Source organism: Pseudomonas antarctica (assembly GCF_001647715.1).
In the GTDB taxonomy this organism is placed as follows: Bacteria; Pseudomonadota; Gammaproteobacteria; order Pseudomonadales; family Pseudomonadaceae; genus Aquipseudomonas; species Aquipseudomonas antarctica_A.
In genome coordinates, this window is record NZ_CP015600.1 from 3,455,076 (window position 1) to 3,469,933 (window position 14,858).

The window sequence follows — 14,858 nt, forward strand, 5'->3', positions numbered from 1 at the left end:
TACCCCTGTGGGAGCGGGCTTGCTCGCGAAAGCGCAGTGTCAGTCAACTGATGTATCAACTGACCCAACGCCTTCGCGAGCAAGCCCGCTCCCACAGTTGGTTTAGCGTCAGGCTGAAGTGATGTGGGCATGCGCCGATTTGGCGTTGCCGCTGATCCAGCGGCAAAACCCGGTCAAATGTGGGAGCTGGCTTGCCTGCGATGGCATCACCTCGGTGCAGCTGATAAATCGAGGTGTCTGCATCGCAGGCAAGCCAGCTCCCACAGGGATAGGCATCAGGCTGAAGTGATGTGGGCACGCGCCGATTTGGTGTTGCCGCTGATCCAACGACAAAACCCGATCAAATGTGGGAGCTGGCTTGCCTGCGATAGCATCACCTCGGTGCAGCTGATAAACCGAGGCGTCTGCATCGCAGGCAAGCAAGGTCCCACAGGGCATCAGGCTGAGGTGATATTGGCCCGCGCCGAGTGCAGCTTTTTGTAGCTCTCGATCAAGCGCAAATGCCGGTCCAACCCTTCCAGCTTCATGCTGGTCGGCGTCAAGCCATGGAACCGCACCGTGCCATTCACCGAGCCGATCACCGCATCCATCCGCTCGTTACCAAACATCCGGCGGAAGTTGGCCTCGTAGTCCGCCAGTTCCAAGTCCTCGTCCAGGTGCATCTCCAGCACTGCATTCACCGCCTGATAGAACAGGCCGCGATCGGCGGTGTTGTCGTTGTACTGCAGGAACATTTCCACGCACTCTTTCGCTTCTTCATATTGCTGCAAGGCGAGATAGATCAGCAGCTTCAGCTCCAGGATCGTCAGTTGACCCCACGCGGTGTTGTCGTCGAACTCGATGCCGATCAGGGTGGTGATATCGGTGTAGTCGTCCAGCTCGCTTTCCACCAGGCGCTCGACCAGTGCCTTCAGTTCGTCATCGCCCAGGCTGTGCAGGTTGAGGATATCGGCGCGGAAAAACAGGGCCTTGTTGGTGTTGTCCCAGATCAGGTCATCCACCGGGTAAATTTCCGAGTAGTCCGGCACCAGGATGCGGCAGGCGGTGGCGCCAAGGTGTTCGTACACGGCCATGTAGGACTCTTTGCCCATGCCTTCGAGAATACCGAACAGGGTCGCAGCTTCTTCGGCATTGGAGTTCTCACCCTGGCCCGAGAAGTCCCACTCGACGAACTCATAATCGGACTGGGCACTGAAGAAGCGCCACGACACCACTCCGCTGGAGTCGATGAAGTGCTCGACGAAGTTGTTCGGCTCGGTGACCGCGTGGCCTTCAAAGGTCGGCTGCGGCAAGTCGTTCAAGCCTTCGAAGCTGCGCCCCTGGAGCAATTCGGTGAGGCTGCGCTCCAGCGCCACTTCCAGACTCGGGTGCGCGCCAAACGAGGCGAATACGCCGCCGGTGCGCGGGTTCATCAGGGTCACGCACATCACCGGGAATTCACCGCCCAGGGACGCGTCCTTGACCAATACCGGGAAGCCCTGGGCTTCCAGGCCTTGAATACCGGCCAGAATCCCCGGGTACTTGGCCAGCACCTCGGCAGGCACGTCCGGCAGCGCGAATTCGCCTTCGATGATTTCGCGTTTTACTGCGCGTTCGAAAATTTCCGACAGGCACTGCACCTGGGCTTCGGCCAGGGTATTGCCCGCGCTCATGCCGTTGCTGAGGTAGAGGTTTTCGATCAGGTTGGACGGGAAGTACACCACCTCGCCATCGGACTGGCGTACAAACGGCAGCGATACAATGCCGCGCGCTTCATTGCCGGAGTTGGTGTCGAACAGGTGCGAGCCACGCAGTTCGCCGTCGCGGTTGTAGATCTTCAGGCAGTAGGCGTCGAGGATCTCCGTTGGCAGCTCATCTTTACGGCCCGGCTGGAACCAGCGCTCATCCGGGTAATGCACGAACGGCGCGTTGGCCAGCTCTTCACCCCAGAACTGATCGTTGTAGAAGAAGTTGCAATTGAGCCGCTCGATAAACTCGCCCAACGCCGACGCCAGTGCGCCTTCCTTGGTCGCACCCTTGCCGTTGGTAAAGCACATCGGCGAGTGCGCATCGCGGATATGCAACGACCACACGTTAGGCACGATGTTACGCCACGAGGCGATTTCAATTTTCATGCCCAGGCCAGCCAGGATGCCGGACATGTTGGCGATGGTCTGCTCCAGCGGCAGGTCCTTGCCCGCGATGTAGGTGCCCGCCTCTGACGTCGAGCCGGGCATCAACAGCGCCTGGGCATCAGCGTCGAGGTTTTCCACCTCTTCAATGACAAATTCCGGCCCGGCCTGCACCACTTTCTTTACCGTGCAACGGTCGATGGAACGCAGGATGCCCTGGCGATCCTTGTCGGAGATATCCGCCGGCAACTCGACCTGAATCTTGAAGATCTGGTTGTAGCGGTTTTCCGGATCAACAATGTTGTTTTGCGACAGACGAATATTGTCCGTGGGGATATTGCGCGTTTCGCAGTACAGCTTCACAAAGTACGCCGCACACAACGCCGACGAAGCCAGGAAGTAATCGAACGGACCCGGGGCCGAACCGTCGCCTTTGTAGCGAATCGGCTGGTCGGCAATCACCGTGAAGTCATCGAACTTGGCTTCAAGCCGAAGGTTGTCGAGAAAGTTGACCTTAATTTCCATGCGGGCACACCAGAATAACGAGCTAAACAAATTGGCCGCCATTATGAAGATTTTCGCCGGGAAGTCTCAGGGTTTTCCGAATTGCCTGCCGATCGGTGCTAACGTTTCTTCCAACTCACGTTGAAGTCATCCGCCCATGTCCATCACCGACAACCTCCTCGCCTTCACCTTCGCCGCCACCTTGCTCACACTCACACCCGGGCTTGATACCGCATTGGTATTACGCACCGCCACGGTAGAAGGCAAACGCCAGGCGCTGCATGCCACGCTGGGCATCAACGCCGGCTGTTTGTTGTGGGGCGCGGCCGTGGCCTTTGGGCTGGGCGCGTTGATCGCAGTGTCGGAACTGGCGTTCAACCTGCTCAAGTATTGCGGCGCGGCTTACCTGGCGTGGTTGGGGCTCAACATGCTGCTGCGTCCGCGCCGTTCACTGTCACCCGCCGAGGCCGACGGCAAGCCGGGCGGCAACTGGTTTCTGAAGGGCATGCTGGGCAATGTGTTGAACCCCAAGGTGGGGATTTTCTACGTGTCGTTCCTGCCGCAATTCATCCCCCAAGGGCATTCGTTGATTGCCTGGACCTTCGGCCTGGTGAGCATTCACGTGGTGCTGGGCCTGGTGTGGTCGCTGGCATTGATTGGGGCCACCCGCCCCCTGTCGGGTTTCCTGCGCCGGGAGAAGGTCATCCAGTGGATGGACCGCACCACTGGAATGGTATTCGTGTTGTTTGCCGCGCGATTGGCTTTCAGCAAGCGCTGAGCGCGAGTGGCCGTTAGCGCAGGCGGATCGACAGTTCGATGTCATCGGCAAACGGCACCGACAAGTAGCCGTTCTGCGGCGAGCGTACATGGGCCAGGTATTCCGGGCAGTAGTCGGTGTTGTCGGCCACCACCAGCGCACCGGGCCGCAAGTGTTTTTCCACGCGGTTCAGCACCTCGCCATACAGCGCCTTGGCACCGTCCAGCAGCAGCAGGTCGACCACTTCGGGCAGGTGTGTGGCCAACGTGACCAGCGCATCCCCTTCTCGGATTTCGATCAGATCACTCACGCCGCCTTCGATGAAATGCTGCCGTGCCAGGGCAATTTTAGACGGCTCGAACTCGCTGCCAATCAATACCCCACCGCCGTTGTCGCGCAGGGCTGCGGCCAGGAACAACGTGGACAGGCCGAACGAAGTGCCGAACTCGACGATGGCCTTTGCTTGAGTGCTGCGCGCCAGCAAATAGAGCAGATTGCCCGTGTCGCGGGAAACCGGCAGCCACAAATCCTTAAGCATCGTGTAGAGGGCCACGTAGTCGGTTTTGCTGTGCATCAGGCGGTCGCGCTCTTCGTCGCTGACACTGTTCAGGCTCGGGCTGGTGGCAGCGCCCGCTTGTTGGTAGAGCCGTTCGATCAAGGGCGCCAAGGGCGCAGTAGTCAGGGTGGTCATGATGGATTTCCGTGTGGTCGGGACTAGAATGCGATTAATTCGTCGCATTAAAAGTATGCGAGTGATTCATCGCCTTCGCTATTCGCGTTAGCCCCGCGGCCGGAGCCCAGCATGACAACCCGCCAGACGCCCCGTATTTCCTCACGCAAACAGCCGCAGCAGGCGCGTTCCACCGAGCTGGTGGCGGCGATCCTCGAAGCGGCTATTCAGGTTTTGGCCAAGGAAGGTGCCACACGTTTCACCACCGCACGGGTGGCGGAAAAGGCCGGTGTGAGTGTCGGTTCGGTGTATCAATACTTCCCCAACAAGGCCGCGATCCTGTTTCGGCTGCAGAGCGATGAGTGGCAGCAGACCACGCAGATGCTGCGCGACATTCTCGACGAAACCGAGGTGCCAGCGCTGACGCGCCTGCGCACCATGGTGCATGCCTTTATCCATTCTGAGTGCGAGGAAGCGCAGATGCGCGTGGCGTTGAACGACGCCGCGCCGCTGTATCGCGACGCGCCCGAAGCGCTGGAAGTACGCGCCGCGGGCCAGCAGGCCTTTGAGACCTTCATGCTGGAGTTGCTGCCGCAATTACCTGAGCCAACCCGCGCGCTGGCCTGCGACTTGATCCTGACCACGCTCAGTTCGGTGGGTAAGGATTTTTCCAGCAGCCCGCGTACCGTAGCAGAAATAGCTATTTACGCCGATGGAATGGCTGATATGTTTCGCGCCTACGTGAACGCGCTCAATCATCTGTAATGCACTCATCTCCAGCAAAGGAATGCACATGAACTTCTTCAAGAAGTTGTTCGGCGCTGCCAAAAAGCCCGAAGCCGAAGCGACCCTGTCGACGCCGGTTGACCCGGTTGAAACTCCAGCGGATGCCGCCAATATGGCAGCCCGCATTGCTAGCGAAGAATGCCTGGACCGGCATTGGCAGGCCGTGGGCACTGTGGAGCGCGACGTGCTGACGTACATGATCAGCCCAAGCTTTACCGGCGGTCCTCATTGGCCGTCCACCCGCCAGGCCTACCGCGTGGTGCGCCGTGACGGCTCCATCGTTCTCGCCACCGAGGCCCTGTCCGACCCGTTCGACGATGCCGAAGGGCTGGGTAATGGGTTCGAGATGGAGTTGTTCCTGGAAACCACAGATATACCCAACGATGCCCGTGGCGAGCTGGGTAATGTCGACCCTCTACGCCGCAGCTGGGCGTTCGAACTGCTCGAACACGTGGCCAAAACCGTGGCCAATGCAGGCGGCATCACGCATCAGTTGGACAACCATGGCGTACTGTCCCTGGAACTGCCGGGGTTCAGCCTGTCACACCAGATGAGCGAGCAAGTGCCTAAGCTGTTCGTCACTGAAGACGATGCCACCGGCGTATTGCTCGGTGGGCCGGAACCCGACTTCCCGACCCGCCTGGAAGACATGCCGCTATCGCCCGTACGGCTGGTACCCGTGGTATTGATCACCGCGTCGGAGCTGGAGTACGTGCGATCCGGTGGGCGCGCGGCGCGGGAAGATCTGGTGGAGCGGTTGAAGGCCGCAGGCGTAGGCCATACCAGCAGCCTGTATCGCGCAAGCGTGGTGTGAACAGTCGTTGCGTCGACGCGTTGATTGTTTAACAAAGCCATAACTGAAGGTTCACAAACGACAATTGAACGCGCCTGCGCACGATGGGAGCATCGACGACCATGATTGCGCGCTTAAGCTTGATCCGTCGCCACCTGCTGCCTTCCTTCCCGAAGGTGCAGGCGCGCCCCTGCGAAAACCCTCTGGTCCATATCATCCTGGCCTTCTGGGCGCTGTGGCATTGCCGCCATGCGCGCCCGCCCGACACCCGCCTCTGATTCAAGTCGAATACGCCTCGCCGGCATTCATTTATCAGAAGGATCACCCCATGACCGCAGCCATGCGCCCCGTCATCGGCGCTGCCCAGCGCAGTGCCTCGTATTACACCGCCAGCCTCAACGACGCCACCCAATACCCGACCTTGCAAGGCCAGGTCAGCGTCGACGTGGTGATTATCGGCGGCGGCTTCACCGGTGTTGCCAGCGCTGTGGAGCTCGCCGAACGCGGGCTCAAAGTCGCGATTGTCGAGACTAACCGTATCGGCTGGGGCGCCAGCGGGCGCAATGGCGGGCAAGTCACCGGCAGCCTGTCGGGTGACGAAGCCATGCGCGCGCAAATGCGCAAGCGCCTGGGCGATGAGGTCGACGATTTCATCTGGCACCTGCGCTGGCGCGGCCATGAAATCATCGAGCAACGGGTCAACAAATACGCGATTGCCTGCGACCTCAAGCACGGCCACCTGCATGCCGCGATGAAACCCGCGCACTTGACCGAACTGCGCGCCTTTCACGATGAAGCACAACGGCGCGGCATGGGCCAGCACGTCAGCCTGCTCGATGAGACTGCGGTGCGACAGCACCTGGACAGCACGCTGTACCTGGGCGCGCTGAAAAACACACGCAACCTGCACCTGCACCCGCTCAATCTGTGCCTGGGCGAAGCGCGCGCAGCGCAGAGCCTCGGCGCGTTGATTTTCGAAAACTCCGAGGTACTGCAAATCGTGCATGGCGACCGACCTGCCGTGATAACGGCGCAAGGCCGGATCGACGCGCGCCAAGTGCTGCTGGCCGGCGATGTGTACCACCAACTCGAACCCAGGCAACTCAAGGGCAAGATATTCCCGGCGATGGGCGGGATTGTCACCACGGCGCCACTGGGCGAACTGGCGCGCCAGATCAACCCGCAGGATTTGGCGGTGTACGACTGCCGGTTTGTCCTCGATTACTACCGCCTGACGGGTGATGGGCGATTGTTATTCGGTGGCGGCGCCAATTATTCCGGGCGAGACTCACGCGACATCGCAGCGGAGTTGCGCCCGTGCATCGAGCACACGTTCCCGACACTCAAAGGCGTGGACATCGAGTTCCAGTGGAGCTGCGCCATGGGCATTGTGATGAATCGCATCCCGCAGTTGGGCAAACTCTCCGACAACGTCTGGTACTGCCAGGGCTACTCCGGACACGGCATCGCCACCAGCCACATCATGGGCGAGATCATGGCTGAAGCGCTGACCGGCACGCTGTCAGCGTTCGACACCTTTGCCGGGTGCAAGCACATCAAGGTGCCGCTGGGCGATGTGTTCGGCAACCCGATGCTGGCGGTGGGCATGTGGTACTACCAGATGCTGGAAAAGCTGCGCTGACACACGGCGCATTCCATGGCACCGGCATTCGCTGCTATGTTTCGCTCCTCGCCAGCGAAGGGATGTGCCATGGAACCGCTAGACATAAACGCCGCATTGATCATCATCGACATGCAACAGGGCATGAACGATCCCAAGCTGGGGCGACGCAATAATCCGCAGGCCGAGTTGCAGATTCAGCACTTGCTCCACGCGTGGAGGCAGGCGCAACGCCCCATCGTCCATGTCCGGCATATGTCTCGCACTCCGGGCTCGGTCTTTTGGCCCGGCCAGCCGGGCTGCGAGTTCCAGCCCGCACTGGCGCCGCTCAGGCATGAGCATGTGCTGGAAAAAAACGTTCCGGATGCGTTCACCGCCACAGGCCTGGAGCGCTGGCTGCATGTACGTTCGATCAAGCAATTGGTGGTCGCTGGGGTAATCACCAATAACTCTGTCGAGTCTACGGCACGCTCCGGCGGCAACCTGGGCTTTGAGGTGATAGTCGCGTCAGATGCCTGCTATACCTTTGATCAAACCGATTTGTCCGGCCGCCTTTGGCCCGCTGAGGACGTGCATGCGCTGTCGCTGAGTAACCTGGCGATGGACTACGCCACGGTTATCGAGACACGCGACCTGTTGGCCCGCTGTCAAGCCGGGAGAGGGAAATGAGTAAGGGCGCTGGCAAGCGAAGCGTCGTTTGAGTGCCCAACGCTCAGAACACGCCTGCGTTCACCAGCATGTCGACAAGTGCCTCCGGCCATACCGTATCCGTCGTCGATAGCAACTCGTCAGCGGACCACCAGTGATGATCCGCCATGACCTGGGCTTCCTGCACCGTCCATTCGTCTCGGGATAGGACTTCGTTTTGCGCATGAACAACAAAATACTGCTCAATGGCTAACACGGTTTCGCCACTGGGTAGCATCAGCGAAAACCGGCGGTCTGCCACCGGCGCTTGCACAGCGCTGACCACAATGCCGGTCTCTTCACGCAACTCGCGGAGTGCAGCCGCCTGGAAGGTCTCTCCCTCTTCAACGCCGCCGCCGGGTGTAGCCCAGTAATTTCTGCCGGCCAGCGCCCCCTCTTTATGCACGAACCTGAAAAGAAGCACCTTTCGCGAAGGGCTGATAACCAGCAGCCGAGCGGCTTTTCGCTCACGCATGGGACGTGATTCCTTCTTCAAAAGCCTTACATACGCGTTCGCCAAGCCGCTCGACCAGTCTCACCAAATAGCCGTCCGGGTCCTGCACCAGAAACTCACGCTGGCCAACCTCGACCTCGCCCGCCCGGTACCACACGTCCTGGCTGGCCTTGAACAAAGGATAGGCAGCCGTCTCAAGCCGTTGAATAACCGGGCGTACCGCCGCGACGTCAATCTGCAGATTGATACCGCGTCCAAACGGGCGATCCAACGCAGCGGTCAGCCATTGATTGGCCTGGGGGTCGACTTGCTCAAGCATCACCTGGGCGCCGTCCAGGTCGAGGTAGGCAAAGCCGTCTTCCAGGCGTTGGTAGGCAACCTTGAACCCCAGGCACGTCACCCAGAACGCCAGGCTCTTGTTCAGATCGGTCACCATCAACTCCGGAACCAGTTTATTTCTCTTCATCATGGACCTGCTTCCATTGCGGGTTAACTCAGTCGCTGGGCAATCTTCCTGCGCAGCTCACCGTGCTGTTCTTCAGCGTAAGGCGTTGCGGTTTTCCAGTCATAGAACCAGACGGGCATCTTGCGCTTGTCGTCCGGCTCCGAGGCGTATCGAGGGAAAATATGGCTGTGTAACTCCGGCTCGGAATTTCCCAGGATCTCTTAGTTCATGCGCACTGCACCGGTGACGTGCAGTACGGCGTCGCCGATCCGGGCCATGTCGAGCAAGTACGTTGCCCTGGCCTGCTCGTCCAGATCATTCAAACTGGCAACCACAGGATCGGGCAACAGCAGGCAATAACCCGGCAGAAACTGCACATCACCCATCACCGCCCAGCCCGACGCCATGCGGCAGATCACCTTATCGTTGGCACCGTTGCGGGCCAGTTCTACGCGTTGCGAAATCAGCGGCATGCCGTGTCCCCAATAGTGACGTCCATTCAGTCTCTTGCTCCGCAATTCATCCGGCGTTTGCCCGCTGAGCTTACATGACCCAAGTATCGATAACCGGTGTTCCGGGCACACGCTGTTGCGCTCAAGCACGTCGAGAACACGCTGATCGACCTGCCGAATTTACACAACAAAAACAATTTTTGTTGTACACAAAATATCGCTAAAGATTTTCCGAGCACGAGCCGAAACAGCAGTGATAGCAAATCGCCGCTCCTGCCCCATGAGTCGACGGTTTGGCCGCCCTCCCCGCCGATGGTCGTCTCGATGAAAATAAAAAATAAGCTGGTACTCGCGTTTGTATCCGTCGCTTTTATCCCGGTCAGCGTGGTCGCGGTGATCTCCGTGCTGAACACACGAACCCAGGCTGTCGAGCAGTTCATTGATGGCAGCACCCGCGAAATTCGCCAGATCGATGGCAACATCCGCCAGTTTTTCGATGGCACGATGCAGAACGTCGATCAAATGTCCGCTGATCCTGTATACACTTCCGCGAACACTCTGAAAAATTACCAACCCGCCGATGCTGCCAGCCAACCGATGCCGGCGCAGGCGCAACAGGTGATCGACCAGTTCGCCCGGTTCGGCGCCACGCACCCGTCGGCGGCGATTCTGTCGATTGGCCTGGAAGATGGCACCTACGCCAAATGGCCCGACGACCCGCAGTTGGCCAAGTACGACCCGCGCGCCCGTCCGTGGTACAAGGCCGCGATGGCCACCCCCGGCAAGACCGTGCGCACGCCCGCTTACTATTACGACAAAGACGACGTGGCCCTGGTCGGCACCGCGCGGGCGCTTCTGGACACTGCCGGCAAAGCCAAAGGCGTGTTCGTGGTCAGCGTGTCATTGAAAAACCTCACCGAACTGCTCAAAAGCATCAAGCTCGGTGAAAGCGGCTATGTGATGTTGATCGAGGACGGCGTGGTGCTGGTCGACCCGCGTAACGCCGCGCACAACTTCAAGCCGCTCAAAGACCTCGGCGCGCCGTATGCACAGTTGGCCAATACGCCCCAGGGCTCGACCGAGGTGGTGATCGATGGCGTGCGCTACATGGCCAACGTGTGGACCTCGCCCGGCCTTGGCTGGCGTTATGTGGGGTTGATCGAATACAGCGAAGTGATGGCCGCAGCCACCCGCATGACCTACCTGACCACGGTGATCGTGGCGGTACTGGTGCTGATTTTCGGGTTGATCGCAGCGGCTTTTTCCAAGGTGATCGTCAAGCCGATCGGCCAGGTCAGTACCGGCTTGCAGTCCATCGCCCAGGGTGAAGGCGACTTGCGCCATGAGCTGCACGTACAAGGCAAGGATGAAACCGCCGAGCTGGCGGGCTGGTTCAACAAGTTTCTCGCCGCGATCCGTCAGTTGATCCAGCACATCGGTGCGGCCTCGACCAACTTGCAGGACGCGTCACGGGTCAACAGCCAGGTGGCGCACAACATGAACGAGGCTGCCGGCCGTCAGCGTGAGGCGGTGGAGTTGGTGTCCACCGCCTTCAACGAGATGGTCGCCACCGCCAACGAAGTGGCGCGTTCGTGCAGCGGCGCGGCGGAATCGGCCGAGAACGGCCATCGCCGCGTGGCCGAGGGCAAGCAGCAAATTGAAGTGACCACCGACAACGTCAATCGCCTGGGCCGGCGGTTGACCGAGTCGTCCCAGGCCATGGTCGAACTGGAAGCCGGCAGCCGCAGCATCAACCAGATCCTCGGGACCATTCGCGCCATCGCCGAACAAACCAACCTGCTGGCGCTTAACGCCGCCATCGAAGCCGCCCGGGCCGGCGATCAAGGCCGTGGGTTCGCCGTGGTGGCAGATGAAGTGCGGGCGCTGGCCAAACGCACGTCCGACTCTACCGGCGAAATCGAGCAACTGCTCGGCACGCTTGGCAGCAAGACCGAGGAAGTCACGCAGAAGATGAGCAGCTGCCTGGACCTGTCGCGGGCCAGCGTATCGTCCATCGAAAACGCGCGGGACAGTTTTGAGGGCATCCAATTGTCAGTGAATGAAATCCGCGACCAGAACCTGCAGATTTCCGCCGCCGCCGAGGAGCAACACAGCGTGGCCGAAGAAATCAACCGGCATATCCAACAGATCTATGACGAGGCGCGGCTGGTGGAGAGCCTGGCCAACTCCGCCCAGGACGATTCGGGGCAACTGGCCAAACTGTCGGAAGAGTTGAACGGCTTGGTGGGGCGTTTCAAGTCCTGACATCCAAATGCTCCCGTTGATCAAGGACGATCCATGGGCGTGGCGGTTGTAACCGGACGTTGAACGCCAACCAACCGACCTACGCCTGCTGTGAAACCATCCAGCTCACAAAGGCTTGCAGCCGCGTGTTAAAGGGCTCGCGCTCGGCACTTGGGTTGCGTGCCTCAAACAGAAAGTACGCGATCTGAATGCGCATCGTCGGGTAATGCTGCACGAACAACGCAACATGCTCTTCCAGAGTGTGCGGCCAGCCTAATGCATCATCGGCGCGCAACGTGTGAGTGGCCCGGATCAACCTGCGTGCCGCTTCTCGCTGTAAGCGAAGTCGCTCTGGCTCAGTACCGGCCTGCGTGATGCGTGTGAGATAAGCGCTCAACGCGTGTTCGAAGTCAGCATTCAAGGCCCGGGCGATTTCACGCGAAGGCCTGAATCGCTCGAAGTGCAGAGAGAGGTCATCGCCCCACACACAACGGCAATGATGCTTGAGCCAGAAGCCCCATTTATTGGTGTTTTCAGGCACGAGCACGTCGGCGCGATAACCCAGGTCGAAGTCGATTTTGCTGACGACCGGATGTCGCTGCTCCAGCACCTGGCGCAGCGCTTCCAACGACTCAAGCACCTGCGCACCAGGCTGGTCGCGGGTTACCAGCGTGAGGTCAAGGTCCGAATCACCCGGGCGGGCGTCGCCCCTGGCCACACTGCCATAGACAAAAATAGCCTCCAGCCCCAACCCGGCCTGCGAAAGGGTCGCACAGACATCCGTCAGCACGGGCTGGAATTCAGGCTGAAGGGCAGCATCGCCAACGGTTTGCACAAAGCCCTGCGCATCAACACCGTTCACCATGCTCATGGGCGATGCACCTCAATCACCAAGCCCTCCTCCTCACTCGGAGCACAGAAGTGGCGGGTGATCAGGTCAAACTCGGCATCGGTGGCGGCAAAATCATGCTCGCCCCGAGCATTGCGCGCATGCAGGCGAGCGCGGCAGGTGGCGTCATCCAATTCAAGGTAATGCAGGCGATGGGGCACCTGCGCCGCCTGTGCCAGGCCGAGCAGCCATTCGCGATTGGCCAGTGTATTGGCGGGAAAATCCAGGACCACGCTGACACCAGACTGCAACAGGTTAATCACCAGCGGGCCCAGTACACCGCGAACGCGCTGGGCACGGCTTACGTAATCGGTAATCGAGCGGACCTCACCGGGGTAAAGCTGTGCAAGCCAGTGGTCCTCGCTGAGCACGATGGCCGCGTGCTCGGCGGCGAGGGTTTTAGCCAGTGTGGATTTTCCGGAGGCGATCTTGCCGCAAAGCAGATGCAGGGTGGGCATGGGTCGGTTCCTTATGTCTGGCGCACAAGCATGGCATTTTTTCAGGCCGATCGACGTTGCCAGTGCTTATAAAATGCCAGCGGCGCCAGGTTCTTTTTCTAATGGCGTGGGTGGAATGACAAACGGGTAATGAGCCTGACCCGCGTGTTCATGATATCTCGACACGAAATAGGCTGAACTATCTGACGAACCCCAGGCTCCTTTCCTATGCGCAGCCCCAACCCCAGGGGCGTTGTACAACAAGGAGCCGCCATCACCATGACTACCCTTCCCGTCTACCGACACTCCCTCCCGGGCCCGCTGCACGCGACCCTGCTGGCCGGCACCGTGCCGTTGTTTCTAGGCGCCTTGCTCAGCGACATCACCTACACCCAGACCTATCAGATTCAATGGGCCAACTTTGCCTCCTGGCTGATCGCCGGTGCGCTGGTGTTCTGTGGGCTCGCACTGTTGTTTGCACTGGTCAATCTGGTGCGTGCCGAGCGCAAGTCGGGTCAACCGGTTGTGTATGCCCTGCTGCTGTTGGCTACATGGGTGCTGGGCCTGGTCAATGCGTTCCAGCATGCCAAGGACGCCTACGCCGCCATGCCCGCCGGCCTGGTGTTGTCGGTGGTCGTCACCGTGCTGACGATTGCCGCGACCTGGACCGGACTGCGCACAGGAGCCACCCAATGAAAACCTCCCACACACTGACCTTACTCAGCGCTGCCCTGTTATTGACCGCCTGTGGCGGCGAAGGCGACAAGTCCCAGGCCCGCGGCCCCGACCCTAAATTGCCGGAACAGCAAAGCAGCCTGTTGCCGAGCATGAAAATCGCCGAGCCCACGCCGTGGGGCACGCAAAAACCCACGGTGCCCGAAGGCTACAGCGTCACCGCCATTGCCACCGACCTGGCCATCCCGCGGCAAACCCTGGTATTGCCCAACGGCGATATTCTGGTGGCCGAAGGCCGTGGCGGCAGCGCGGCCAAGCTCAAGCCCAAGGATGTGATCGCCAGTGTGATCAAGGCCCAGGGCAACACCAAGGTCAAGGGTGGCAACCGCCTGACCCTGCTGCGCGATGCCGATGGTGACGGTACTTATGAACTGAAGACGGTGTTCGCCGACAACCTCAACGCGCCCTATGGCCTGGCCTTCGCCGACGGCAAACTCTACGTGGCCAACCAGGACGCGCTGGTGCGCTTCGACTATGCCGACGGCCAGACCAAGGCGAGTGGCCCACCCACCAAAATCACCGACCTGCCGGCGCAGATCAACCACCACTGGACCAAATCCCTGGCCGTGAGTGCTGACGGGCGCCAGCTCTATGTGGGCATTGGCTCCAACAGCAATATCACCGAGCGCGGCATGGAAGTGGAAATCGACCGGGCGATGGTCTGGCAGATCGACGCCGCGACAGGCGCACACAAGCCCTACGCCACCGGCATCCGCAACCCGACCGCGCTGACCATTCAGCCCGGTTCCGGGCAATTATGGGCGGTGGTCAACGAACGCGATGAACTTGGCCCGGATCTCGTGCCGGACTACCTGACCTCCGTGCGTGAAGGCGCCTTCTACGGCTGGCCCTACAGCTACTGGGGCCAGAATGTCGACCCGCGTGCGCAACCGCAGAACCCGGCGAAAGTCGCCGCTGCGATCAAGCCGGATTACAGCCTGGGCTCCCACGTGGCGGCACTTGGCGTGGATTTCTCCATTGCCGAAATGGGTGAGAAATTCGCCGAGGGTGTATTTGTTGGCGAGCACGGCAGCTGGAACCGCGAGAACCCGGTGGGCTACAAGGTGATTTTCGTGCCGTTCAGCCATGGCAAACCCGCCGGCGAGCCGATTGATTTCGCCACCGGTTTCCGTGGTGATGACGGCAAGACGCGCGGCCGCCCCGTGGGCGTCACGGTAGACCCTAAAGGCGCATTGATCATCGCGGATGACTTGGCCAATACCGTTTGGCGGGTGACGCGGAACCGTTAAACAAAGCGTTTGACTTGGTTGCC

General features: G+C 60.2%; 15 protein-coding genes and 2 pseudogenes. 10 read left to right on the forward strand and 7 right to left on the reverse strand.

Translation table 11 applies throughout. From position 1 onward, the window contains the following. Positions 1-437: 437 nt before the first annotated feature. Complete coding sequence (locus tag A7J50_RS15605; protein WP_064452623.1) at positions 438-2,636, reverse strand: OsmC domain/YcaO domain-containing protein; 2,199 nt, start codon at positions 2,634-2,636, stop codon at positions 438-440. Positions 2,637-2,772: 136 nt separating this feature from the next. On the opposite strand from A7J50_RS15605, the gene A7J50_RS15610 reads away from it, so the two are divergent. Then, entirely contained in the window at positions 2,773-3,393 is a 621-nt protein-coding gene (locus tag A7J50_RS15610) for a LysE family translocator (RefSeq protein ID WP_064452624.1), read from the forward strand. A gap of 13 nt (positions 3,394-3,406) precedes the next feature. On the opposite strand, the gene A7J50_RS15615 is transcribed toward A7J50_RS15610, so the two are convergent. Next, a complete protein-coding gene (locus A7J50_RS15615; protein ID WP_064452625.1) occupies positions 3,407-4,063 on the reverse strand; it encodes an O-methyltransferase in 657 nt (218 codons plus the stop codon). 111 nt (positions 4,064-4,174) lie between these two features. Between A7J50_RS15615 and A7J50_RS15620 the strand changes: the two genes are divergently transcribed. The 5 genes from A7J50_RS15620 (at position 4,175) to A7J50_RS15635 (ending at position 7,911) form a co-directional block, all read left to right on the forward strand. Then, complete coding sequence (locus A7J50_RS15620) at positions 4,175-4,807, forward strand: TetR family transcriptional regulator (protein WP_064452626.1); 633 nt, start codon at positions 4,175-4,177, stop codon at positions 4,805-4,807. A 28-nt stretch (positions 4,808-4,835) separates the two neighbouring features. Beyond that, positions 4,836-5,642 (forward strand): suppressor of fused domain protein, encoded by an 807-nt coding sequence (locus A7J50_RS15625; protein ID WP_064452627.1) that lies wholly within the window; start codon positions 4,836-4,838, stop codon positions 5,640-5,642. 101 nt (positions 5,643-5,743) lie between these two features. Continuing rightward, a complete protein-coding gene (locus tag A7J50_RS31655) occupies positions 5,744-5,899 on the forward strand; it encodes a hypothetical protein (protein ID WP_167353703.1) in 156 nt (51 codons plus the stop codon). A 50-nt stretch (positions 5,900-5,949) separates the two neighbouring features. Then, a complete protein-coding gene (locus A7J50_RS15630) occupies positions 5,950-7,263 on the forward strand; it encodes an NAD(P)/FAD-dependent oxidoreductase (protein WP_064452628.1) in 1,314 nt (437 codons plus the stop codon). Between the two features lie 69 nt (positions 7,264-7,332). Further along, a complete protein-coding gene (locus A7J50_RS15635; RefSeq protein WP_064452629.1) occupies positions 7,333-7,911 on the forward strand; it encodes a cysteine hydrolase family protein in 579 nt (192 codons plus the stop codon). Between the two features lie 43 nt (positions 7,912-7,954). On the opposite strand, the gene A7J50_RS15640 is transcribed toward A7J50_RS15635, so the two are convergent. The 3 genes and pseudogenes from A7J50_RS15640 to A7J50_RS15650 form a co-directional block, all read right to left on the reverse strand. Beyond that, positions 7,955-8,404 carry an NUDIX hydrolase gene (locus A7J50_RS15640; protein ID WP_064452630.1) on the reverse strand — a complete coding sequence of 150 codons (450 nt, stop codon included), beginning with the start codon at positions 8,402-8,404 and terminating at the stop codon, positions 7,955-7,957. Continuing rightward, positions 8,397-8,852, reverse strand: a complete 456-nt coding sequence (locus A7J50_RS15645; protein WP_064452631.1) for a bleomycin resistance protein — start codon at positions 8,850-8,852, stop codon at positions 8,397-8,399. Before A7J50_RS15645 ends, A7J50_RS15640 begins: the two co-directional genes overlap by 8 nt. Before the next feature lie 20 nt (positions 8,853-8,872). Beyond that, a pseudogene (locus A7J50_RS15650) lies at positions 8,873-9,301 on the reverse strand (HIT family protein). Between the two features lie 303 nt (positions 9,302-9,604). Between A7J50_RS15650 and A7J50_RS32280 the strand changes: the two are divergent. After that, positions 9,605-10,690, forward strand: a pseudogene (locus A7J50_RS32280) (cache domain-containing protein); the annotation flags it as partial. 87 nt (positions 10,691-10,777) lie between these two features. Beyond that, on the forward strand, positions 10,778-11,545 hold the full coding sequence (locus A7J50_RS32285; protein ID WP_420492097.1) for a methyl-accepting chemotaxis protein: 768 nt from the start codon (positions 10,778-10,780) through the stop codon (positions 11,543-11,545). 79 nt (positions 11,546-11,624) lie between these two features. Here the strand turns inward: A7J50_RS32285 and A7J50_RS15660 are convergent, their stop codons facing one another. Next, positions 11,625-12,395: a nucleotidyltransferase domain-containing protein gene (locus tag A7J50_RS15660; protein ID WP_064452632.1), complete on the reverse strand. Its 771-nt coding sequence runs from the start codon at positions 12,393-12,395 to the stop codon at positions 11,625-11,627. Continuing rightward, a complete protein-coding gene (locus A7J50_RS15665; protein WP_064452633.1) occupies positions 12,392-12,871 on the reverse strand; it encodes an AAA family ATPase in 480 nt (159 codons plus the stop codon). The genes A7J50_RS15660 and A7J50_RS15665 overlap by 4 nt, the downstream gene beginning before the upstream one ends. A 252-nt stretch (positions 12,872-13,123) precedes the next feature. On the opposite strand from A7J50_RS15665, the gene A7J50_RS15670 reads away from it, so the two are divergent. Together A7J50_RS15670 and A7J50_RS15675 are read left to right on the forward strand one after the other, a co-directional pair. Further along, a complete protein-coding gene (locus A7J50_RS15670) occupies positions 13,124-13,546 on the forward strand; it encodes a DUF2231 domain-containing protein (RefSeq protein WP_156526325.1) in 423 nt (140 codons plus the stop codon). Then, entirely contained in the window at positions 13,543-14,835 is a 1,293-nt protein-coding gene (locus tag A7J50_RS15675) for a PQQ-dependent sugar dehydrogenase (protein WP_064452635.1), read from the forward strand. Before A7J50_RS15670 ends, A7J50_RS15675 begins: the two co-directional genes overlap by 4 nt. Positions 14,836-14,858: the final 23 nt, after the last annotated feature.

Coding starts and splice junctions, on each gene's coding strand:
- A7J50_RS15610 (WP_064452624.1), top strand. CDS start 2,773: ATGTCCATCACCGACAACCTCCTCGCCTTCACCTTCGCCGCCACCTTG.
- A7J50_RS15605 (WP_064452623.1), bottom strand. CDS start 2,636: ATGGAAATTAAGGTCAACTTTCTCGACAACCTTCGGCTTGAAGCCAAG.
- A7J50_RS32285 (WP_420492097.1), top strand. CDS start 10,778: ATGAACGAGGCTGCCGGCCGTCAGCGTGAGGCGGTGGAGTTGGTGTCC.
- A7J50_RS15625 (WP_064452627.1), top strand. CDS start 4,836: ATGAACTTCTTCAAGAAGTTGTTCGGCGCTGCCAAAAAGCCCGAAGCC.
- A7J50_RS15620 (WP_064452626.1), top strand. CDS start 4,175: ATGACAACCCGCCAGACGCCCCGTATTTCCTCACGCAAACAGCCGCAG.
- A7J50_RS15615 (WP_064452625.1), bottom strand. CDS start 4,063: ATGACCACCCTGACTACTGCGCCCTTGGCGCCCTTGATCGAACGGCTC.
- A7J50_RS31655 (WP_167353703.1), top strand. CDS start 5,744: ATGATTGCGCGCTTAAGCTTGATCCGTCGCCACCTGCTGCCTTCCTTC.
- A7J50_RS15645 (WP_064452631.1), bottom strand. CDS start 8,852: ATGATGAAGAGAAATAAACTGGTTCCGGAGTTGATGGTGACCGATCTG.
- A7J50_RS15660 (WP_064452632.1), bottom strand. CDS start 12,395: ATGAGCATGGTGAACGGTGTTGATGCGCAGGGCTTTGTGCAAACCGTT.
- A7J50_RS15675 (WP_064452635.1), top strand. CDS start 13,543: ATGAAAACCTCCCACACACTGACCTTACTCAGCGCTGCCCTGTTATTG.
- A7J50_RS15635 (WP_064452629.1), top strand. CDS start 7,333: ATGGAACCGCTAGACATAAACGCCGCATTGATCATCATCGACATGCAA.
- A7J50_RS15640 (WP_064452630.1), bottom strand. CDS start 8,404: ATGCGTGAGCGAAAAGCCGCTCGGCTGCTGGTTATCAGCCCTTCGCGA.
- A7J50_RS15630 (WP_064452628.1), top strand. CDS start 5,950: ATGACCGCAGCCATGCGCCCCGTCATCGGCGCTGCCCAGCGCAGTGCC.
- A7J50_RS15665 (WP_064452633.1), bottom strand. CDS start 12,871: ATGCCCACCCTGCATCTGCTTTGCGGCAAGATCGCCTCCGGAAAATCC.